Source organism: Treponema denticola, assembly GCF_024400535.1.
GTDB classification, from domain to species: domain Bacteria; phylum Spirochaetota; class Spirochaetia; order Treponematales; family Treponemataceae; genus Treponema_B; species Treponema_B denticola_C.
Genome location: NZ_CP038800.1, coordinates 2,813,462 through 2,836,328 on the forward strand (window position 1 = coordinate 2,813,462; position 22,867 = coordinate 2,836,328).

Annotated in this window: 20 protein-coding genes; 12 read left to right on the forward strand and 8 right to left on the reverse strand. The window is 37.6% G+C overall.

Translation table 11 applies throughout. From position 1 onward, the window contains the following. Positions 1–5: 5 nt before the first annotated feature. The gene (locus E4N78_RS13270; protein ID WP_255811007.1) at positions 6–1,253 is read right to left on the reverse strand and encodes a Crp/Fnr family transcriptional regulator; all 1,248 of its coding nucleotides are present in this window, start codon (positions 1,251–1,253) and stop codon (positions 6–8) included. A gap of 154 nt (positions 1,254–1,407) precedes the next feature. Here E4N78_RS13270 and E4N78_RS13275 point away from each other — a divergent pair, with 154 nt between their 5' ends. From E4N78_RS13275 to E4N78_RS13320, 10 genes are all read left to right on the forward strand, one after another. Beyond that, a complete protein-coding gene (locus E4N78_RS13275; RefSeq protein ID WP_255811008.1) occupies positions 1,408–2,643 on the forward strand; it encodes a M20 family metallo-hydrolase in 1,236 nt (411 codons plus the stop codon). Between the two features lie 18 nt (positions 2,644–2,661). Beyond that, positions 2,662–3,627 carry a KamA family radical SAM protein gene (locus E4N78_RS13280; protein WP_255811009.1) on the forward strand — a complete coding sequence of 322 codons (966 nt, stop codon included), beginning with the start codon at positions 2,662–2,664 and terminating at the stop codon, positions 3,625–3,627. Between the two features lie 195 nt (positions 3,628–3,822). Continuing rightward, positions 3,823–4,650, forward strand: coding sequence for a sigma-70 family RNA polymerase sigma factor (locus E4N78_RS13285; RefSeq protein WP_255811010.1), 828 nt, complete (start codon positions 3,823–3,825; stop codon positions 4,648–4,650). Between the two features lie 61 nt (positions 4,651–4,711). Next, the gene (locus tag E4N78_RS13290) at positions 4,712–6,952 is read left to right on the forward strand and encodes a peptidase U32 family protein (protein ID WP_255811011.1); all 2,241 of its coding nucleotides are present in this window, start codon (positions 4,712–4,714) and stop codon (positions 6,950–6,952) included. Between the two features lie 67 nt (positions 6,953–7,019). Then, positions 7,020–9,110 (forward strand): methyl-accepting chemotaxis protein, encoded by a 2,091-nt coding sequence (locus tag E4N78_RS13295; RefSeq protein WP_255811012.1) that lies wholly within the window; start codon positions 7,020–7,022, stop codon positions 9,108–9,110. Positions 9,111–9,192: 82 nt separating this feature from the next. Next, on the forward strand, positions 9,193–10,344 hold the full coding sequence (locus tag E4N78_RS13300; RefSeq protein WP_255811013.1) for an iron-containing alcohol dehydrogenase: 1,152 nt from the start codon (positions 9,193–9,195) through the stop codon (positions 10,342–10,344). Between the two features lie 8 nt (positions 10,345–10,352). Beyond that, positions 10,353–11,183: a TrmH family RNA methyltransferase gene (locus tag E4N78_RS13305; RefSeq protein WP_255811014.1), complete on the forward strand. Its 831-nt coding sequence runs from the start codon at positions 10,353–10,355 to the stop codon at positions 11,181–11,183. Between the two features lie 32 nt (positions 11,184–11,215). Continuing rightward, positions 11,216–11,854 (forward strand): hypothetical protein, encoded by a 639-nt coding sequence (locus E4N78_RS13310; RefSeq protein ID WP_255811015.1) that lies wholly within the window; start codon positions 11,216–11,218, stop codon positions 11,852–11,854. A gap of 25 nt (positions 11,855–11,879) precedes the next feature. Continuing rightward, the gene (gene hutI / locus E4N78_RS13315; protein WP_255811016.1) at positions 11,880–13,121 is read left to right on the forward strand and encodes an imidazolonepropionase; all 1,242 of its coding nucleotides are present in this window, start codon (positions 11,880–11,882) and stop codon (positions 13,119–13,121) included. Positions 13,122–13,175: 54 nt separating this feature from the next. Next, positions 13,176–13,817 carry a cyclodeaminase/cyclohydrolase family protein gene (locus E4N78_RS13320; protein WP_255811017.1) on the forward strand — a complete coding sequence of 214 codons (642 nt, stop codon included), beginning with the start codon at positions 13,176–13,178 and terminating at the stop codon, positions 13,815–13,817. A gap of 69 nt (positions 13,818–13,886) precedes the next feature. Here the strand turns inward: E4N78_RS13320 and E4N78_RS13325 are convergent, their stop codons facing one another. The 5 genes from E4N78_RS13325 to thyX form a co-directional block, all read right to left on the reverse strand. Beyond that, positions 13,887–14,936: a threonine aldolase family protein gene (locus E4N78_RS13325; RefSeq protein ID WP_255811018.1), complete on the reverse strand. Its 1,050-nt coding sequence runs from the start codon at positions 14,934–14,936 to the stop codon at positions 13,887–13,889. A 96-nt stretch (positions 14,937–15,032) separates the two neighbouring features. Beyond that, positions 15,033–15,785, reverse strand: a complete 753-nt coding sequence (locus E4N78_RS13330) for a hypothetical protein (protein WP_255811019.1) — start codon at positions 15,783–15,785, stop codon at positions 15,033–15,035. 10 nt (positions 15,786–15,795) lie between these two features. Then, entirely contained in the window at positions 15,796–16,488 is a 693-nt protein-coding gene (locus tag E4N78_RS13335) for a potassium channel family protein (RefSeq protein WP_255811020.1), read from the reverse strand. A 14-nt stretch (positions 16,489–16,502) separates the two neighbouring features. Next, the gene (locus E4N78_RS13340; protein ID WP_255811021.1) at positions 16,503–18,227 is read right to left on the reverse strand and encodes a TrkH family potassium uptake protein; all 1,725 of its coding nucleotides are present in this window, start codon (positions 18,225–18,227) and stop codon (positions 16,503–16,505) included. Between the two features lie 18 nt (positions 18,228–18,245). Next, positions 18,246–19,082 (reverse strand): FAD-dependent thymidylate synthase, encoded by an 837-nt coding sequence (thyX, locus tag E4N78_RS13345; RefSeq protein ID WP_255811022.1) that lies wholly within the window; start codon positions 19,080–19,082, stop codon positions 18,246–18,248. Positions 19,083–19,236: 154 nt separating this feature from the next. Here thyX and E4N78_RS13350 point away from each other — a divergent pair, with 154 nt between their 5' ends. Next, positions 19,237–19,866: a TetR/AcrR family transcriptional regulator gene (locus E4N78_RS13350; RefSeq protein ID WP_255811023.1), complete on the forward strand. Its 630-nt coding sequence runs from the start codon at positions 19,237–19,239 to the stop codon at positions 19,864–19,866. A gap of 149 nt (positions 19,867–20,015) precedes the next feature. Here E4N78_RS13350 and E4N78_RS13355 read toward each other — a convergent pair whose 3' ends face one another. Beyond that, complete coding sequence (locus E4N78_RS13355; RefSeq protein WP_255811024.1) at positions 20,016–20,159, reverse strand: hypothetical protein; 144 nt, start codon at positions 20,157–20,159, stop codon at positions 20,016–20,018. A 171-nt stretch (positions 20,160–20,330) separates the two neighbouring features. Further along, positions 20,331–21,302 carry a UDP-N-acetylmuramate dehydrogenase gene (gene murB, locus E4N78_RS13360; protein WP_255811025.1) on the reverse strand — a complete coding sequence of 324 codons (972 nt, stop codon included), beginning with the start codon at positions 21,300–21,302 and terminating at the stop codon, positions 20,331–20,333. A 60-nt stretch (positions 21,303–21,362) separates the two neighbouring features. On the opposite strand from murB, the gene E4N78_RS13365 reads away from it, so the two are divergent. Beyond that, the gene (locus E4N78_RS13365) at positions 21,363–22,841 is read left to right on the forward strand and encodes a cysteine--tRNA ligase (protein ID WP_255811026.1); all 1,479 of its coding nucleotides are present in this window, start codon (positions 21,363–21,365) and stop codon (positions 22,839–22,841) included. The last annotated feature ends 26 nt before the right edge of the window (positions 22,842–22,867 follow it).

A 22,867-nucleotide genomic window follows, 5' to 3' on the forward strand; every position in this document is an offset into this window, starting at 1 on the left:
CCGTTCTACCAATATCCGCCGCTCTTTGCACGGGCATTCATACGGGATTTTTCAATTTCCTGCATCTTCTTAAAGTAGGCGGCCTGCTTTGAAAGCTCCAGCTCGTCCGTTATGGAAATTTTAGATCCGTCACATCTTACTATGGGCTGCTTTAAAAATCTTGTAACTGCTTCGGATACTTCCTCTTTAGGTATACCGCACATATTTGCCAGCTCGACAGGACCGAAGTTAAAGGTATGATACTTACCCTTTACGGGTTTAATTCTGGATTTTTCAAGCTGAATAGCAAGCATATCATACATTTTTTCGACATGGTCTTTTATAAGGGTATTTGCAAGCTGCTTGTACATTGCCCAAATTCTATCTGCAAAGGTAGTTGTAAGACGGGCAATCAGCTGGGGCTGAGTAGCAACCATTTGGTTAAAGTTTTGCCGGTTTACAGCTAAAAGCTGACATCCTTCGTCGGTAACGATTGCACTGGCAGATCGGGGTTTATTTTCCAAAAGGGCCATTTCGCCGAACATATCGCCCTCTTTTAAGACAGCTAAAAGCACTTCATTATTATCCAAAATCTTTGTTATTTTTACATGGCCTTTTTGAATAATATAGAGCTCGGTTCCGGATTGGCACTCACAAAAAACCATATGCTCTTTGTCATAGAGCCTTATCATTTGATTTGTAGGAGGTTCAAGCACTTCCATAGGAAGCTTTACCCCCATCGCCTTAATAGCCATAACTCTTTTTTGAGCCGCATCGGCAAATTCACCCTTGGGCTGAGCCTTCAAATAATGATAATATGCATAGAGGGCTAAATCAAACTTTGACATCCTCAAATAATATTCGCCTATTGTAAAAAGGTGCGATATACTCGTTACAACATTCCTTTTTAAGGTAATACGGGTTAGGGCCTCATCCAAATAACGCATCTTTTTTGGAAAAGAATAGATAATCTTCATTGCAACAGAGGTATTTTTTTCTATTAAGTGGGGGAACTGATCATAGGGAACGGAAATTAAAAGAGCATCGGTTAAGGCTATCGCGGTTTCAATTTGATTGTGACCCGACATACAGGAAACAACACCTAAAAAATCACCCGGGCCAAGGACATTACCGCCTTCCTCAACTACAACCTCATCCTCTTTTGCAACCTGCACCTTTCCGCTTTGTATAATATAAAAATGATCGGTATCCGACTTTCCCTCTATAAGAATATATGAGCCTTTTTTAAAATTCAAAAACGATAGCTGTAACAAGTTTTAACCTCTCATACCTTTGTGTACTGAAAATAAACACAGTATACATTTATAGTATATTTTGAAAAAGTCGAATTGTCAACCTACCTACCTAAAATACTTATTAATTATTTTTCCGATTGTATTTTTACACCTTTTTTGATAGAATAGGCACATGAGTACCTTTAAAAAAATTACCGATTTTATTGAATCCAAAACAGAAGATATTATAGGATTGGAAAGGCTTTTAACCTCCATTCCAGCTATGGCTCCGGAATCCGATGGGGACGGAGAATTAAAAAAATGTGAAGCCCTGGAAAAATACTTAAAAGAAGCGGGTTTTAGCAATTTTGAACGCTTAGATGCCCCTGATGAGAGGGTTTCTTCAAAAATACGCCCTAATCTGATTGTTACCATTCCCGGAAAAAACGATAAGGAAAGGCTCTGGATTATGAGCCATCTGGATGTAGTTCCTCCGGGCGACATATCCAAATGGGAAAGCGATCCTTGGACTGTAATTGAAAAGGACGGAAAACTTATAGGCCGAGGAGTTGAAGACAACCAGCAGGGCCTTGTTTCTTCGGTTTTTGCAGCCTTGGCTTTTATCAAATTGGGAATCACCCCTGAACATACTATTAAGCTTTTATTTGTTGCCGATGAAGAAGTCGGCTCCCAATACGGTATAATTTACCTCCTCAATAAGCACAATCTTTTTACAAATGACGATTTGATTCTTGTACCCGATGGAGGCGACCCTAAGGGAGAAACTATAGAAATAGCCGAAAAAACCAGCCTTTGGCTCAAGGTTATCACAAAGGGAGTCCAAACCCATGCTTCAATGCCGAACACGGGTAAAAACGCCTTTGTTGCAGCCTGCGACCTTGCCCTCAGCTTAAACGGCTTGGAAAATCATTTTAACAAAAAAGACGATTTATTTTCGCCTAATTATTCAACCTTTCAGCCGACTAAAAAAGAAGCCAATGTACCGAACGTAAACACAATTCCGGGAGATGATGTTTTTTATGTAGACTGCCGGATTCTTCCTTCTTACGATGTAAATGAAGTCTTAAAAGAAATGCAAAAGAGAGCTTCAGAGGTTGAAAAAAAGTACGGAGTGGGTGTCAAGTTTGAATATGATGAACCTGAGGCTTCCCCTGCAACACCTAAGGATGCGAAGATTGTAAGCCTTCTTTCATCTGCCGTAAAAAAGGTAAAAGGAATTGAAACCTCTACAATAGGAATAGGAGGCGGAACGGTCGCTGCCTGTCTGCGCTCTAAGGGCTTTAATGCCGTTGTTTGGAGCTCCCTTGATGACAGCTGCCATCAGCCCAACGAATATGCTTTTATAAAGAATATCGTAAGCGATGCAAAGGTTATGGCAGCTATGATGTTCGGTGTCAAAAATATTTAAAGACCAAACACTTAAAATATGAGCAAAAAAAACTGGAGGGAATTTTCGGCCGCTGAAACAGCAGATTTTGAGCAGCCCGTCTTAATTTCCTCCGCTTTTCAAAAACTGATAGAAGAATCAGAACCCGAAGACTCAAAGGCCCTCCGCCTCCAAGTTGAGCCTTCAGCCTGCGAAAAAACCGTATGCTCTTACGAAACAGCCGACCCTCTCGGCGAGCAAAAATACTGTATCACCCCCTATCTTGTTCATCAATACGAAAACAGGGTGCTTCTTATAACGACAGGGAAGTGCCTTTCATATTGCCGTTATTGCTTTAGGCGAGGCCTCACTGCCCGATCTCAAGATTTCATCGGAGAGAAAGAATTAAAGGAAGTTACGGACTACATCAAAAAGATGCCTCAAGTTACGGAAATCCTTGTCTCAGGCGGAGATCCTTTAAGCGGAGGTTTTAAAAAGCTGGAAAGGGTATTAAAAAAACTAAGAGCCGTAAAAGATGACCTTTTGATAAGGCTTTGTACCCGAGCCCCTATTTTTGCACCCGAACTTTTTACGGAAGACCTTTTGAACCTGCTAAAAAAAACAAAACCACTATGGCTCATTCCTCATATAAACCATCCTGCGGAGCTTGGAAGAGAGCAAACAAATGCCTTAAATGCCTGCATTGAAGCCGGTATACCCATTCAAAGTCAAACGGTTCTTCTAAAAGGTGTAAACGATAATGAAAAAACTTTGGTTAAGCTTTTTCATAAGCTTACCTGCATGGGCATAAAACCGGGCTATCTTTTTCAGCTGGATCCTGCAGCCGGAACCTCCCATTTCCGTGTTCCCTTAAAAGAGGCCTTAGAGCTTTGGGAAAGAGTAGAACCGAAACTTTCAGGTCTATCCCGCCCTCAGTTTGCGGCGGACCTTCCGGAAGGAGGAGGAAAATTTTCTCTTTCAGCTCTTATTTATTCCAAAAAAATCATCGATCAAAAAGAGAATTAAAGTTTTAGTGCCCTTGGTGCAGACGGCATTATACATAAGTATACATATTAATGTATACAAAAATATACAGTATCTTACTAAAAATTATGATTTTTGATCTGAAGCGTCTATAAGTTTTAATAACTCCATTATTATCGGCTAAAAAACCTTGTATCTTAGCACACTTTTTGCTTGCTAATTTATGAGGTAATACTTATGACGGAGAATCTGCTTTTACAATACATTAAAGATAGCAAACAATATCCTCTTTTATCAGCCGAGCAAGAAGCAGAATTAGCCGATGAGGTAAAAAAAGGCAATGCAGAGGCAGTAGAGACTCTTATTACATCAAATTTGAGGCTTGTAATAAAAATGGCTAAAAAGTTCAGCTCAAATGAAAACCAAATTTTAGAGCTCATTCAAGAAGGCAATATGGGACTAATGAAAGCGGCCTCTAAATTTTCAAAATCATTTAAAGTCCGTTTTTCAAGCTATGCAGCTTGGTGGATAAAACAATCTTTTATAAGATACTTAAATTCTTCCGACAAAGTTATAAAACTCCCTGTAAGAAAAGAAGCCTTAATTCGGCAAGTACACAAAGAAGAAGAAAATTATAGAATAAAATACGGAATTTCACCTTCTTATAGCCAGCTTGCAGAAATAATGAAAGAAAAAGTAGATATTATCGCTCAGATAAAATCGTTTAATTATACAGATATATGCAGTTTAGACGATCCGGTTGATAACGAAAGATCGGCAAACCTGTATGATTTTATTCCATGTAATACCTATAACCCGGAAGAAGAGTTTATAGATAATGAATTCAAAGAAAAATTAAATAAGTGTTTGGAAATACTTAATGACCGCGAAAAAGATGTTTTAAGAAACAGATACGGCCTTGACGGCACTATGACATCAGCCACCTTTGCCGTCTTAGGAAAAAAATATTCAATCTCGGCTGAATCCATCCGTCAAACCCAGCTGAGAGCCATAAAAAAATTAAGAGCCGATACAAATAAGATTAGAGCAATGGTCTCGGTATAGCTTTTCTTTCCTACCTGATTTTTTTTATCAAATATGATACAATGGAGCTAGAGGTATAAACATGAACATAGAACTTTTAGCTCCGGCAGGGAATACTGAGGCCCTTGATGCTGCCGTAAACGAAGGAGCCGATGCCGTATATTTAGGCTTAAAAACTTTTAATGCGCGAATGCGTTCCTCCAATTTTGCATGGAGCCAATTTGAGGCAGCCGTAGACAGCCTTCACAAGCGGAATAAAAAGGTCTATGTTACCGTTAATACGGTTTTAACCGAAGAAGAAACCGAAAAAATGTACCGCTTTTTAAAATACCTTGACTCCGTTTCTCCCGACGGCATCATCGTTCAAGATTTGGGCATAGTTCAAATGGCTAAAACACACTTTCCAAAATTAAAGCTTCACGCCTCAACCCAGATGAATATAGCCTCGGCCAAGGCTGCAAATGCTTTAAGCCGATTCGGAATATCAAGAGTCGTTTTAGCGAGAGAGCTTTCATTAAAAGAAATCGAAGCGGTCAACTTAAATACCTCCTGCGAGCTTGAGGTTTTTGTGCACGGAGCCCTCTGCGTCTGCCAATCGGGGCTTTGTATGTTTTCTTCCTACCTTGGAGGAAAATCGGCGAACCGAGGAATGTGTGCCCAAGCCTGCCGAAGACTTTACACGGCCCACACACCTCAAGGCGACAAAGACGGCTATTATTTTTCTCCCCATGACTTGCAGCTTATCGATTATGTTCCCGACCTTATAAAAGCGGGAGTTTCCTCCTTTAAAATTGAAGGAAGAATGAAGAGTGCAGAATATGTAGGAACGGTAGTTTCAGCCTACCGCCATGTAATCGACAACTGGGAAAAGAATAAAAAGGAAGCTGTCGAAACAGGCCGCCGCATTCTAGCCGGAGACTTTGCCAGAAAAAAGACGAGCTTTTTATTTGTTTCGGCAAAGGCTGAGGAAATATTAAACCCGAATCAGGCGGGCGGCACCGGTATTTTTTTAGGAACGATAGACAAAACCGCCCAATTTAAGATTAAAGAAGTTGAAGGGAAAACAAAAGAAGAGCCCATGCGCAAGGTTCACTATGTGCTTTTAAAGGGCGGCTCCTATACTCCCGATTTCGGGGATTCGATTCGGCTTCATACAAAGGATGACCGCGGAAGAGAAAGCTGGAAAATTCAAGATATAAGGATTGAAAAAGCCTCTTCAAAAAAATCAGGTTCGGCCGAAAAAGTATGGATTCAGGTCCCTGCCGATTTCGGAATAGGTGACAGCGTTTACCTTTTGCAAACTAAAAGTATGAGTAAGCGTTATACTCCGGTGCTGCCCAAAACTTTGAGTCCTTTTAGAAAAAGGCCCGGAGACGACAAGCTTCCCGAACTTAAACTCTATCCCGAAGGGAATGCTTCCGGTAATGAGGATGTAAAGGCAGGAGCAAAAAACAAACAGGACGACAAGCGGGCTAAAAAAATTTTGAGTAAATCCAATATCGATATTTTTCCTGACGGCTTCTATGTCCAAGTATCTTCTGTAAACAGTCTCCACACCATTCTTTCCGACAAACCCATGCGGGTCATTATAAACCTAAATGAAGATACTAGAGAAGCCCTAGCCGGTACGGCAAAAAACAGCAAACCTCTTCCTTTCTCAAAACGGGAAATCTTTATTTCACTTGACCCTTTTATGGGGCAAGCCGAAAGCGATGAGCTTGAACTCTATCTTATGAACCTCATCGAAAAAGGGTATACTCAATTTGTAATCAATAATCCTGCTCATATTACAATGCTGAAAAATAAAAATTTAAACCTTGTTGCAGGCCCCTATCTTTACAGCTTTAACCGCTGGGCAGTAAAATGGCTCCAAGAAAATAATATTTTAAAGTTTATATCCCCAATCGAAAACTCTCAAAAAAACCTTGAAGAGGTTTATGCTCCCGGCATGAGAAAACAGGTTTTAATTCCGGTTTTTGCCTATCCAGCCCTCTTTAGGATGAGATTTACGCTTCCAAAAACTTATGATTTTTTATATTTTTCCGATAAACAAGGAGAGGCCTTCAAGACTTTTTCAACACCGTCTGCTTCATTTGTGCTGCCGGAAAAACCTTTTTCGATAACCGACCGCATCGGCTCTTTGGAAAAAAAAGGCTTTGATAAATTCCTTCTTGATTTTTCTCACACGGAAATCGAACGCAGTGAGTACAGACACATTGTAAACTCATGCAGGAAGGGAATTTTTCTCGAAGATACTTCACGCTTCAACTGGAAAGAAGGCTTTTATGACCCTGTAAAAATTGAGGCAAGAAAACAAAAGTAATATTTTAGAAATTATTGATATTTATAAGAATTTATATTATAGTACTATTATCTAAAGGAGTGTTTTTATGTCAGAAACAAAAGGTACCTCAGCTCAAATTTCTTATCAGTCGAATAAGAGGTTCCATTCGATAGGAACTAAACTTTTATTTTTTACTGTTGTATTGCTTTTAGCCCAATATCTAATCATTGCTTACAAGGATTGGCGAAGTCTTAAAAAATTCTCTGCAAATCAAGTAAAAATGATGGCAGACATAAAACACTCAGCTTTCAACCATGAATTAAACACCTATGAACTTATGGGTAAGATACTATTGAATAATATTTCTAAAGATGAGGAAATAATAAAGGCTTTTGCAGAAAGAGACAGGAAAGCTCTTACCGAACTTACCCTACCCCTGTTTGATGAAATGAAAAAAAACTATAAAGCTAAACAATTCCACTTTCATATACCTCCTGCAATTTCATTCTTACGTGTTCACAACCTTAAAAAATTCAATGACGATCTTTCAGATTTTAGAAAAACAATTTTAAAAGCAAATTCTGAAAAAAAAGACATAAGCGGTCTTGAAGTAGGAGTAAGCGACCTAGGCTTTAGAGTTGTAAAACCTCTTTTCGATCAAAACAACAAACACATAGGCTCGGTAGAATATGGCGGCGATATTAATAAAGAATTTATACAAGATTTTATTAATAACTGTTCTCGAGAAGTATTGGAAGGCGGTTTAAGTATAAGCATCTATGCCCGAACTTTAGACAATACTTATAAAATAATGTGTTCCAATTTTGAAAACGATAATTCCGAAAATTCTGCTGCAATCATGGAAGAATTAGGGAACAAAGAAAATCTTATAAAAATTAACGGAGCTAATGCAGCCGCTTATTATCCCATGTATGATTTTTCAGGAAATATAATAGGATACGCAAAGTTTTTATATTCGATTGAATCAATTCAAGCAAGTCAAACAGACTTCTTTATAAAGACGGCAGCTGTTCTACTTTTTATATTTATTTTATTTGTTGTAACAATCATAATATTTACAAGACTCTTTATCATAAGGCCTGTTAATAAGGTTATCGCTGCTCTTAAAAGCGTATCTGAAGGGGACTTACGGGTTACGCTCCCTCCAACAGAGAACAATGAAATTGGAAAATTAACAGGCTATTTTGCCGAAACAATTTCAAAAATAAGCTATATGATAAAGACGGTTTTAATAAGCTCACAAGAAATGAATGAGGTCGGTGAAGCTCTTGCACAAAATATATCGGAAAGAGCTAGTGCCATACACCAAATTACCCAGAATATAGAATCGGTAAAAAACAAAACAGTCAATCAAAGTGACAGTGTAACCGAGACATCTGCAACAATTGAACAGGTTATCAGCAGGCTCGGCGAATTGGACAGCGACATTGAGGTGCAGGCTTCAAGCATTGAACAATCCTCTGCAGCTGTTGAGCAAATGGTAGCAAATATTGCTTCGGTTACAAAAAACCTTGAAAAAAACAATAGCTTAATAAAAACCGTATATGAGCAAACAAAAGACGGTAAAATCGGAGCAAGGTCGGCAAATGATGTCGTTGCTCAAATAGCATCTCTGTCAGAATCTCTTATGGAAACTAGCGAGATTATTCAAAACATTGCAAGTCAGACAAATCTTTTAGCTATGAATGCCGCAATTGAAGCCGCTCATGCAGGTGAAAGCGGAAAAGGCTTTGCAGTTGTAGCCGATGAAATCAGAAAGCTATCGGAAGAGTCAAATATGCAGGGCAAGCAAATAGGCGAGGTTATGAAAAAATCTACTCAGATTATAGAAAAACTCTCAGTCGTAGGTGCAGCAGCCGAAAAATCCTTCATTACAGTATACGAATTGGTAAATCAAATTTCACAGCAAGAAGAGCTGATGGTAGCAGCTATGAAAGAACAAGAAAACGGAAGTAATGAAGTCTTACAGGCTATAAAAAATATAAATGAAATAACCGGTGAAGTAAAGACCCGGTCTATTGAAATGCTTTCTGGAGGGATTAAGGTCTCCGAAGAAATGCAAAAGCTTGATGAACTTACCAGAAATATTAACAACAGTATGAATGAAATGGCGGCAGCTGCTTCCGAGATAAATAATTCAAGTAAAGAAGTAAGCAATATTTCTCAAAAAAATTAAAACAGTATCAGCCGGCTGTCTATTGAAGTTAATAAATTTAAGGTATAATACAGTGAATTTATCTTGTAGAGGAGTTTGAAAAATGGCGGATTTTGTTTTTAAACTTTCATCAAAAGTAATTTTGGGTAATTATTCTCTTGCCCGCATCGGTGAAGAAGCCGTAAAATTCGGAAATCACTTTATGTTTATTGCAGATCCTTTTTTTGAAGATATGGGACTTGTTGACAAAATAAAAAAATCCCTTGAAGAAAAAGGAATATCCCTTTTTGGTTTTAACGGCTTCGAGCAAACTGCCGACTCCGAGGTTGTAGAAAGGGCTCTCTCTCTAGCCAGAGGAGCTCATATTAGAGGAGTGATAGCCTGCGGGGATATGACAGCTTGCGCCATAGGGCGTGCAATAGCAGCCTTATACAATGAAGATAAATCCATCTATAGGTATATTGAAGGCGAGCCGATCACTGCCGAATCATTGCCCCTTATTCAAATTCCAACTACATGCAACGATCCTTTTTTATTCGGATCATCCAGCTTTATTATAGATTCAAGAAGCAGAACGGTAAATATTTTAAAAATAAAAGAAAATCTTTGTGATCTTGTCATATTCGATTCAAATACTTATGCAGGCCTAGCACCTAATGCCATGACGGCAATGATTTTCGCAGGCTTAGGAGCGACCTTTGAAGCCTATATTTCTACCAAAGTAAGTTTTTTATCGGAAACAATCTTAGGCAAAGCTGTAGAATTCTTTTTAATTGCTTCGGATCCGAGTCATGAAAAGCTTATCGGTATACCAAGGGAAGAACTTGTAGCTCAAGCAGCCTGTATGTCTGCTATAGGAATTGCAGCCTCTGCACCCGGACTTGGAACTGCAATAGCTCTTGCGGCCGGAGGGAAATACAGAATCGCAAGCCAGCTTATAGCAACGATATTGCTTCCTCATGTAATCGAAGATGCTATCTCTTCAAATCTTACAAAGACCGTTGCAGTGGCAAGGATGTTGGGTGAAACTATGATTGAAGGCGGAGATGCAGCTGAGGTCTCAAAGCGGGGCGTTGAAGAAATAAGGAGACGGCTTGCTGAAGCTAACTTGCCGATAAGATTAAAAGACATAGATTTAACAATTGAATCCCTTGTACCTGTTGCTGAAGACGCTGCCCGTCTGAGCTTTATGAATTATAATCCGAGACCAATGGCAAATCATGATATTTTTGAAATCATCAAACAAGCCTTTTAAGATTAAAAATGCCGGAAATATTTAAGCTGTACAACCTGCCTCAAAAACAAAGATGCCGCAAGATAGTCAAAATTTTAGAATCGGCAGAAAATGCTTTTGTACAAAACAAGCCCGATGAATTTTTAGATATTTTTTATCTGAAGTCTTTATTAAAAGTTATTTTAGATGACTTAAACTCAGATGCTGCAAAAAAGATTCAAGCCTGGATTGAAAATCCGGAAGAAGATCAAAAACGGAATATCATAAATTTTACCCGATATGAACTATATAAAACTCTTGATATAGCTCCTTCAGAGTGGGACTTAATTTTACCTAAGTCCGGAGCTGACGAAATTTCAAATTTTAGAAGAAGATTTTTTAAGGATGTCTATGTCTATGCAGAAGATATAAGAACACCTTTTAACATAGGCTCCATATTTAGAACTGCGGAATCTTTTGGGGTCGAAAAAGGTTTTTTGTCTCATGATTGTGTTTCCCCAGATAATCCCAAGGCTAAAAGAACAGCTATGGGATGTACCGAATATTTAGCATGGGAAAGGGCCGACCTTGAGAGTCTTCCCAATCTTCCTTTAATGGTACTTGAAACGGGCGGAACAGATATTTCAGAGTTCGATTTCCCCAAAAAAGGAATTGTCGTCATAGGTTCTGAAGAATTGGGAGTAAGCCCTGAAGCTATCAAAAAAGCAGATGGAAGAATAATAAGCATTCCCATGTACGGCATAAAGGCCTCGATAAATGTAAGCGTTGCCTTCGGTATCTGTATGCAAAAATGGTGTGAGGCTCTTACAACCGATTGCCCGCATATTTGCAAAAGCCCTATTGAAAAACATCTTTTTTAATGATATCTTTATCCCGCTCTTATGGAGGTAATATGAAAAAAATCATATCAATTCTTTTTATGATATTCCTTGTGTTTATTTTTACCGGATGTGAGCTTTTAGACTCTCTGATCCAAGAAAACAAGGAAGTAGTTAAGCAAATAAAGGATGAAGATTTAAGGGGTTATACCGTAACATGGCTGATTTTTGCGGATGACAGCGATGCCTTAAAATCGGCTGCATATAAAAAGGCAGCCGGCTATTATAAAAAAACGGCAGAAAATGAGGGCCTAAAAGACCAGTTCCAGATAATAGTTGTTTCTGATGGAATAGAGAGGGCTATCCGTGAAAAAGTAAAGGAAGCAGGTTTTGATGCCGATTGCTTCCCGCTAAAATGGAACGGAAATATAAAAAACAAATATAATCCTAACGATAAAAAAAATTATTCCGTCTTTTTCGATAAAAAGGGTAGAGCTCTTTTTAGTATGACGGAAGATTGGAAATTCGAAAATTACGGCGGTCTTGCCGATTATTCTCTTGAAGCTGCAGGTTTAAATAACATCAATGAATTAAAAAATCCGCTCACCTTTTTTACTACATTAAATAAAATACAAGCAGACGATATTTTTAAATTTATAACCAATGCCGTAAATTTAAATCTAAAAGATATTTTAAGATATTTTATAAACTAATTTTATTTTTTATGGAGGATTCAAAATGATTTTATTTATAAGCAACAGTATTTTTTCTTCTACCGAAAAAAAAGGAGAAGATTTTGATAAGGCCTTCGCCGGCTACATCGTTGTAGAAGACGGTCTAATCCAAAAAGTGGGTAAGGGAGAAGTTCCCGAAAGTTTAAAAAACCAAGCCGAAAAAATAATAGATGCACGGGGAAAGACTATTACGGCAGGGCTTATCGATGCTCACACCCACTTGGTGCACGGCGGTTCACGCGAGCATGAGCTTGCAATGAAACTTGCAGGAAAAACTTATCTTGAAATTCATGCAAGCGGCGGCGGTATTTTCAGCACTGTAAGAGCTACCAGATCAGCTTCAAAAGAAGAGTTGACGCAAAAAGCTTTGACTAGCCTTGACCGAATGCTTATTCACGGTACAACCACTGCCGAATCGAAAAGCGGTTACGGCCTCGACATGGAAACCGAAATTAAATGTCTTGAAATAAATTCTTATCTGAATAAAAACCACCCAATCGATATTGTTTCAACCTATATGGGTGCTCATGCAACTCCGCCCGAATTTAGGGACAACAAAGAAGGCTATATCAAGTTTATGATAGAAGAGGTTATGCCCGAGGTTAAAAAACGCGGCTTGGCAGAATTCTCCGATGCCTTTTGTGAAGACAAGATTTTTTCCGTAGAAGAAACCGAAAGAATAATGAAGGCCGCTGCCGGCTTAGGTTTTAAGCTGAAACTTCATGCCGATGAAATTATTCCTTTAAAGGGAGCGGAACTTGCAGCAAAGATGAATGCTCACTCAGCCGAACACTTGATGGCTATATCCGATGAGGGCATTACGGCTCTTGCAAAATCCGGAACTGTTGCCGTTCTTCTCCCTGCGACTTCCTTCTTTTTGATGTCACCCATTTATGCACCTGCAAAAAAGATGATTGAAGAAGGCGTAAGGGTTGCCCTTGCAACCGATTACAACCCCGGAAGCAGCCCGACAGAAAACCTGCAAATGGCTATGTGGGCAGCCTGTTATAAGATGAAGCTTTTGCCTGCACAAATTTTACGAGGCGTTACAATCAATGCAGCTTATGCGATAGATCGTGAAAAAACTATAGGCAGCATTGAAGAAGGAAAACAGGCCGACCTTGTTATCTTTGATGCCCCCAACATAGATTACCTTGTTTATCACTTCGGCGTAAATTCCGCTTATCAAGTTTGGAAAAAGGGAAGGCTTGTTGCCGAAAACAGCCGGATAGTTTATAATAATTAATTATGATATTTGAATTGACCAAACAAAAATAATTTGAATAATAGGAGATATTTTATGGAATTAGTAAAGATGACTGTAAATGATTTTGTTGCAGAAACAGCAAGCGATTCACCGGCTCCCGGAGGAGGCTCAGTTTCTGCATTGGCAGGCTCGCTCGCCTCTGCATTGGGAGAGATGGTTATCCGCCTGACTACAGGAAAAAAAGCTTTTGCTTCCCTCGATGAAAAAACTCAAGAAGAATTTAAGGCTCAGCTTCCGAAATTAGAAAAGGCACAAAAACGCTTGGTTGAAATTATTGATGAAGACACTCAGGCCTTTAATGCCTTTATGGAAGCCCTAAAGTTGCCCAAGAACACCGATGAGCAAAAGGCAAAGCGCAGCAAGGCTATGTCCGATGCTACCGTTGTAGCTATGCAGGTTCCGCTTGAAACAGCTAAGACCTGTTTGGATGTACTTCGCTTTTTACCCATTATTGCCATTCACGGAAACAAAAATGCTGCCTCCGATATCGGCGTTGCAGCCCTTAATGCCCGCTCCGGTTTGGAAGGCGCTATCTTAAATGTTAAGATAAATCTAGGCGGAATCGATGATGCCCCCCTCTGCGAAAAAACAAGAACTGAGTGTAATAAGATGCTTGAAGAAGGCGAAAAGCTGAAAACCGAAATTTTAAAAACAATCTATTCTAAGATTGAATAGGTTTCGGAAAAACATAGCTTTAACCGAAATAAAAAAGCTCTTTCCTTTTGGGAAGGAGCTTTTTTTGTTTTAATTAGTTTGTGAGGATATTTCATCCAAAAATTCAAACAAGTTTTTTACAGCCTCTTTTGTTGTCGCCCAAGATGTGCAAAAGCGCACGGCTGTTTGGTTTTCTGAAACCTTTGTCCAAAATTCGCATTTAAATTCTTTTTCTATTTTGGATAAAAGGCTGGTTTCTATTATCGGGAAGCTCTGATTTGTTTCGCTTTCTATAAAAAAAGAAAAGCCCCTATCGGAAAAACCTTTGCGGATCAGCTTTGCCGTTTCATTCATTGTTTTTCCTATTTCGAAGTAAAGCTTATCCGTAAAAAGAGTTTTAAACTGAAGGCCTAAAAGTCTACCCTTTGCAAAAAGCCCGCCTTTTTGGTTTTGAATGTATCTAAAGTCCTTTTGAAGAGCAGGATTGTTGATGATAAGAGCTTCCCCGAAAAGAGCTCCCATCTTTGTTCCGCCTATATAAAAGGCATCCGTATATCTTGCCATGTCTGCAAGGCTTAAATCGTTATTGTCAGCCGTAAGGGCTGTCCCTAGACGGGCACCGTCAACATAGAGGGGTACGGAATATTTTTGAGCAGTCAGTTTTAAATCCTGTAATTCTTTTTTTGAATAAATGGTACCGAGTTCTGTAGGGTTTGAAATATAAATCATTCCAGGCTGAACCATGTGCTCGGCTGTGGGATCATCATAGTGAGCTTTTATAAGAACTTCGGCCTGCTCCGCCGTTATTTTTCCGTTTGCCGATTCAATGGTAAGAACCTTGTGTCCGCAAGCTTCGATAGCCCCCGACTCATGTACATTTATATGCCCTGTATCAGCAGCGATAACTCCCTGATGCGGTCTTAATACGGAGGCTATCATAGTGAGGTTAGTCTGAGTTCCGCCTGAAAAAAAATACACATTGCTTTGAGGCGCATCCAGTTCTTTTAAGATAAGGTCTGCCGCTTCTTCACAATATTTATCGCAGCCGTAACCGACAGTTTGCTCTTCATTTGTTTCCGTCAATGCTTGAAGAATTTTAGGGTGACACCCCTCGCTGTAATCATTTATAAAAAAATACATCTTAATAGTACTCCTTAAAATTATGCATACAAATTTATTCTAACATAAAATTTATAATTTGTCATGATTTTATAAAGTTTATGTCAATACAAGAACCTAATTTTTTTTTGAGTTTCCTAAAATTTTAAAAAATCCTTTTTTTGTTTGTTTGGAAACCTCTTCTTTTTTAGGCGGTATAAAGTTATTGATAAATTTTGATAAGGCTCCCTGTTTGGAAGTATCAATCAAAAAGTATGCTATATCGCCTATAGTTGAAAAAACGGGGATTAAAACATTGTCTCCTTGCTCTACGGGAAGATGACTTATGGAGGCAGCTTTAAAGGCTTCTCGAATATCTATTTGAGGAATAATATCTGCTATATTTAAATCTTTGTTATAATCTATTTCGGCTTTAATTTTTTGAGAGACTTCTACGATTTCTCCATTGAGGTTGACTATTGCTACAGGAATATCTATCATGTCAACTAAACTTTTAATCAAGCCGTTAAGACTTGCAATTTTTAAGCTCTTTTGTGCAGTGATCGTATTGGATACGCTAAGAGCGTCTTGTAAAAAAAAACCTGCAGAACCTAATCTTGCAACTTTTTTTTCAGATAAGATTCCTCCGGCTTTTATGGTTTCCATTAAAGTAAAAAAATCTTTTTTCCTTTTTATTGCACCTATTATGATATTGATAATTATAATTAGCTGCAAACCTGAAAATATAAAGCCCAAAAATAAAACAAGTTCGGAATCGCCTTTAAGAGGGATTTTCATACCTACACTATATGCCCAAAAAGCTGTTATTATCATAAAAACAAATGAGACAGCTAAGCTTATAAACAATAGTTTTTTTTCAATAAAAATCATATTTGCTCCGTTACATATTTCTAAATTCTTCAAGCTTTATATTTGAGCCTATCAAAAAAAGTTTATCGCCTTCTCTCAACTCAAAATCATCTTCAGGATAGTGCATAGCTTCCTGCTTGACTGGGTTGCCGACAGAATCTATATCCAAATCCATTCTAACAAGAGCAATCAAAGTAATATTGAATTTTTCTTTTAGAGCAAGAGCTGCGACCGTTTTTCCGATAAAGAATTTAGGCAAGATTATTTCTTTTATTGAAAAATCTTTTGTAACGGCGATTGAATCCATTACATCGGGAGAAATAAGCCGCCTCGCAATTCTTGTTGCAGCCGATATTTCGATATTTAAAACTTCGTTTGCTCCAACCCTTCTTAAAACGGTTGCATGGAGAGGTGAAACGGCACGCGCTAAAACATAGGGAATATCCCTTTGCTTTAAAAGAGTTGTAGTTAAAACGCTTGCTTCTATATTATTGCCTATGGCGACTATGGCGACTTCCACATCATCTAATGGGGCTTTTAAAAGAGCTTCTTCATTTGTAGTTTCTACAAGCATTGCTGCCGGAACGATTTTTTTTATTCTTTCGACGGCTTGAATGTCATGATCAAAAGCGACTACTGAAGCACCTCCGTCTACAAGAACTTCACAAATTCTTGAACCGAATTCTCCCAAACCTATGACTGCAAAGTTTTTATTTGTTTCCATATATTTTTCTCCCATTATCCTATTGCTATATTTCCATAAGGATATTCTATATCATCATTTTTTTGGTTTTTACCGGCCGCAGTTAAAAAAGTTAAGGGGCCTACCCTTCCGATAAACATTAAGATTATTATTACTATTTTACCGGCCGGTGAAAGAGCTGCCGTTATTCCTGTAGAAAGACCTACTGTTGCAAAGGCCGAAACGGTTTCAAACAATAATGCTAAAAAAGGAAGGCTTTCGGTAATTGTTAATAAAAAAATTCCAACTGAAATTGCCGCAAGTCCGAAACCGAAAATTAAAAAAGCTTTTTTTACTTGTTCTTCAGGCACCGAAACATTTTTAATTACAACCGTTTTTTGATTTTTTAAAAAAGATTTAAAAAAAGCAAAGACCACTGCAATTGTGTTCAGCTTTATTCCTCCGGCTGTACTTCCTGCAGCTCCTCCCATGAACATTATAAATATCATAAAAAGCAAGGTTGCATTTGTTAAATTAAGGAAGGAAACCGTAGAAAAACCTGCGGTACGCAATGTTATAGCTTGAAAAAAACTTGCAAGGTATTGAGTTCCCAAAGACATCTCTTTCATAGTATTGCGATGCTCAAGTAAATAAAAAAGAGCAAAAGAAATAAAAAGAATAAAAACCGTAAGGCTTAAAATCATTTTTGTATTTACCGAAATTAAATAATCTGTCTTTTTTTTCTTTAAAAATGTATTTTTTATATCTGTCCTAACCTTAGCTAAAACATCATAAATAACTGCAAAACTTATTCCGCCTAAAATTATGGTAAAGCCTATTGTTAAACTGATAATAATATCGGAGGTAAAAGATTCCAAATTGTTTGAAAAAAGAGCAAAGCCCGCATTACAGAATGCGGATATTGCATGAAATAATGCAAAGCCTAGGGTTTTAAGATTGAAGCCTAAAATGCGTGAAAACCCTATAAATAAAAATACAGCACTTAGGGCCTCTATAAAGAATGTAGATAAAACAATTACTCTTAATGTTTTAAAAAGGTTTGACATGTCATCTTCACTGACCATGTAAGAAATTGTGAGCTTTTCACTGACCGTCATTTTTTTTCGGAAGGCAAGCATTCCGAAAAATGAAAAAACCATTATGCCTAGTCCTCCGACTTGAATTAAAACAATCAGAATAAATTTTCCGACTATGGTAAGTTCGGAAGAAATATCTATAACACTTAATCCTGTAACACATACGGCGGAAGCAGACGTAAAAAGTGCCGTTAAAAAATTTAAGGGAGAGCCTTTTGCAGATGCTGCAGGAAGCATAAGTAAAAAACTGCCGATGATTATTACCATAAAAAATGAAATAATCAAAGTACGGGCAGGGTTTGAAATAATTTTTGCAGTTAATCCTGCCCGCTTGCTTATCAATCTAATTATTTTTCCAAACAAAAAGATATTTTTAAAAATATCAAAAACAATACTTAGCTCTTCAGAAATATTTTTAAAACCTATTTGTATTTTAAAGATAATAAAAGTTAAGGCAAAAATAAGTACGGCTAAAAAATCTACAAAATTATTTTGAAAATATTTGCGTATATACTTTTCCTTACGGACTGCAAAAAAAGTTTCTGAAATAACGAATAGAAGAATTAAAATATCTATTGTATGGATAATAATTCCGGGTGTATTTTCGGGATAAAATTGCTGTAAAAATAAAAGTATAAGGCTTAAAGCGAAAGCCGTAACGACAAAATAATCTCGCTTTCTCATTTTGCTGTTCCTTGCGTTTTAGATTTGTCTTCCGCTTTTAAGTTTTTCGTTAAAGCGTTCAAGCTCTTTTCCTTTTAAGCCGCTGTCTTTTCCGGCTATTAAATTGCGTATAGCTTCAAGTTCTTCTGCCGAAAAGTTTACGCCGTTTTTTTCATGCCGCTCAAAAGAAGCACAGGCAAGGGGGGTTACGGTTTTACAAATCTCGAACATCACTTCGGCATAGTCTCTAATTTCTTTTTGCGCATGAGCATCCATACGCAGCCGCAAAAAATGAAAAAGATTATGCAAGTCTATTTGCCAATACCATTCGGTATAAGTGGAAAGGGGAAGGTTTATTCTGGCAAGCTCTCTTGCAATATTTTTATCAAGCAATTTAGAGTAGCCTGCATAAATTTCTTCTTGTTGTTTTTGTAAAGAATTTATAACTTCATTTTGAAGGTCTTGAGGAACGGCCTCATTCATTCTGCCCTGCTTATTGTCGCTGCTTTGCAAAGCTATATCGTTTCCGGCGGGTACATAAAACTCAGGCTTTAAGATAGAATACCGTCCCGAAATTTCGTTTAAGCGGGCAGTCCTATGCCTGATCCACTGACGGGCTACAAAAATGGGAAGCTTTACATGAAAGGTAAAAACCACTTGTTCAAAAGGAGAGGTGTGCTTATTCCGCAAAAGATAATCTATCAAGCCTGCATCTTCACGGACGGTTTTAGTACCTTCCCCATAAGAAACACGGGCTGACTGCACTATGCGGGCATCAGTTCCCATGTAGTCTACCAATCTGATAAAGCCCTTATCAAGAACCTTAAATTCTTTATCCAAAATTTTTTCCGCTTCCGGAGCTATACAATGTGCCATAGGAGAATGATAGCATAAATTATAAAAATTGGCTAGAGATTCTTTTTGATCTCGATTATAAAGCTATTGATTTTTTTCCTGTTTACACCGATGGAAATCAGTTTTTTTGCCTTGCATAAATACTTTTTTTATATTAAACTTGATACATTATAAGATGCCGAAAAAAACATTTTTAAATTTGCCGCAAGAAAAACAAAAACGAATCCTCGAAACCTGCAAAAAAGAATTTGAAGAAAAGCCTCTTTTTCAAGCAAGCGTTTCAGATATTGTAAAAACCCTTAGCATAGCCAGAGGAAGTTTTTATCAATATTTTGAAAGTTTAGAAGAATGTTTTTTTACGATTTTAAGCTCCGAAAATATGGATGTTCACGCCCTTTTTCAAGAAGCTTTAAAGGAAATGGATTACGATTTTTTTAATGCCCTTTTACGATATGGAGAAATTTTAGCAAAGGAGCTTTATAAAAAATCCAAGAGAAATCTATATCATAACCGCTTTCTTTATTGGACACCCGATTTAGATAAAGCTTGGCTTGAATACCGCAAAAATAACCTTCAAATTGAAAAAGTTTCTGAGATGGAAGAAAACTATTTTTCAAATTTAAAAGAGAGTCTGCCTTCCCTGTCTTCACATGAAGATATAAAAGAGCTCATAGAGTTTACCAAAGCCATCGTTCATAGCCTCATATCAAGGTCCTTTGTGGAAAACTGGGAACCTCAGACATTTATAATGCACTTTAAAAAACAAATAATGTGGATGGAAAAAGGGCTTAGGGGCGGTATATAGAATTACAAAAATATTCTTATCAGTTCAATTTGACTTATCTTATGTATATTGAATATTGTAACCACTAAAAAAGACCCGCTTCTGCGGGTCTTCAGTTTTATGGATAAATCTTTAAATAAAGATTTTATGGCCTCAAAGTATTTACAAAATTAGATTGTAAAGTAGTTGATCCCTACATGAGCTTTCCAAACAAGGGTCTGCTCTTGAATTTTTTCTTGCGGTGTAAGTAATTCAGATCTTTGAGGGTTTCCGCTTTTTCTGTTTGACTTAATCAGTTTAAATAATGTTTTCATCTTTTTCTCTCCTTAAAGATATTCGGCAGTGTTACCTGCTCTTGATATATCTAATATACATTAAAAGAAAAAAGAAGTCAAGCGAATTTAAAAGAATTTTATATATTTTTGTGTAATTTTACAGAAATATTTGCAATTTCTTACGTTTTATTGCGGTAATCTCTAAAAAATCTAATTCCAATCGCCTGAAAAAATAACTTCCGTCTCAAGGAAAAAACCAGTCTTATCTTTAACAGTTTTTTGAACCTTTTCTATCAAAGTTTTTACGTCTGAAGCGGAGGCTTCATCTCGGTTAATTACAAAATTCCCATGCCAAGGAGCCACCTGAGCACCTCCTTCACAAAGGCCTTTTAATCCCGCATCCTCTATCAGCTTGCCGCTGGGCTGTCCAAAGGCTCTATTATTTTTAAATGTACTTCCGGCAGAAGGAGCCTTAAAATGCCCCTTTAAAATTCTATCTTGAACTTTTTCCTCGGTTTTTGCAGCAATTTCTTCTTTTATTCCATGGGTTAATGTAAATACGGCAGAAAGCACTATTTTTCTATCTTTTGTAATCTCGGTACTTACCGGATTTTGTTGAAAGGGCGAAACCTTATAATCCCAATCGGAAGGATTGTATTCATATTCTGTAAATTCCGTTCTGTCATCATCGGCTAAGATATATTTTACGGATTTTAATCTATCCGAGATTGAAACATCATAACAGCGTGCATTCATAAATACAGCCCCCCCTACACTTCCGGGGAGACCTCCAAAACACTCCAGACCTGAAAAAGCTTTTTCTACAGCCCATTTTGTAAGATTATCGGTGAGGACTCCAGATCCGGCTCTTACAAAAACCTTGTCCTTAGATTCACCTATGACTTCTATCTTGTTTAAGTTTTTTAGGCTTATTAAAACACCTCGAACCCCCTTATCTGAGACAAGAACGTTTGTTCCGCCGCCCATTAATGAGGCCGGAATCTTATTTTTGCTTAAAAAAATTAAGGCTTCTTTTAAATGGTCTTCATTTTTAGGATAAAAAAGAGCGTCTGCAGGACCCCCAATCTTGTATGCTGTAAGAGGCTTTATGGCCTTATCGAATTCTATAGTTCCCTCTTGAAATAAAGGGGTATTATGAAGTATACTAAATAAATTATTCATTTGATTTTAGTATATACTATTATGTATTAGGTAACAAGATATATAGAAGGAGTAAGATGTATGAGCTTAAAATTACATAATACCTTGGGTAATAAAAAAGAAGAATTTGTTCCTATTCATGAAGGCAAGGCTGGAGTTTACGGCTGCGGGCCTACCGTATATGACTATGCACATATAGGAAACTTACGCACCTACGTTTTTCAGGATATTCTTGTTAAGACTTTAAGATTTTTAGGTTATGATGTTACCCATGTTATGAATATAACCGATGTCGGGCATCTAACCGATGACGAAGATTCGGGCGAAGATAAGATGGTAAAATCTGCTGAAGAACGCGGAAAATCGGTGCTTGAAATTGCAGAATTTTATACAAAGGCCTTTTTTAACGATACCGAAAGGCTGAATATCGAAAGACCCGGTATTGTCTGCAAGGCTACAGAGCACATAAATGAAATGATAGAGCTTATAAAAAGAATAGAAGCAAACGGGCACACCTACATGGCGGGCGGAAACCTTTACTATGATATTTCTACCTTTCCTAAATACGGAGAGTTGGCAAATATAAACCTTGAAGACCTTAAGGCCGGAGCCCGTATCGAAATAGATAAAAATAAACGCAATCCTCATGATTTTGTTCTTTGGTTTACAAAGAGCAAGTTTGAAAATCAGGCCCTTATCTGGGATTCGCCTTGGGGACGGGGCTATCCCGGCTGGCATATCGAGTGCTCTGCCATGAGTATGAAGTATCTGGGAGAACAAATCGATATTCACAAGGGCGGTATAGACCATATAAGGGTACACCATACCAATGAAATAGCCCAATCCGAAGGAGCTACGGGAAAAAAATGGGTAAACTATTGGCTTCATAACGAATTCCTCGTTATGAATAAGGGCAAGATGTCTAAATCTTCCGGGTCTTTTATCATTTTAGAAGATGTTATCAATAAGGGTTTTTCAGCCCTTGACTACCGTTTCTTGCTCTTGGGCGGGCATTACCGAAGTCAGCTTACCTTTTCATGGGAAGCTATGGAAACGGCAAAAAACGGCCGAAAAAACTTAAATAACAGAGTTGCAAAATGGTTGGATGGATTATCGGATGCCGAAATAAGGAAATATGTATCCTTGACTGAAAACCTTAACCTTAAAAGTGCAAAAGACATAATAAAAAATGAAAAAGCTCTCAGCTGCTTTGATAATTTTATTGCCGCTATGGAAGATGATTTATCTACACCCAAGGCCTTATCGGAGCTGCAGCTTTTGATAAAAGGAAAAAACATTCCGCAAAAGGATGTATTAACGGTCCTTGCCGCTATGGATTCGATTTTAGGCATTAAATTGATAGAAGAATCCCTTAATACGCTAAAAGATAAAGGTTCTATTGAAATCGATGAATCCGAAATTCTTAGATTAATAGAGGAGAGAGCTTCGGCAAAACTTGACAAAAATTATAAGTTGGCTGATGAAATTAGGGATAAACTAAAGGGTATGGGTATTATCCTAGAAGATCAGGCCGGTAAAACAACATGGAAAAAATTATAAGTTTTATGATTTTTTAATAAAACTGT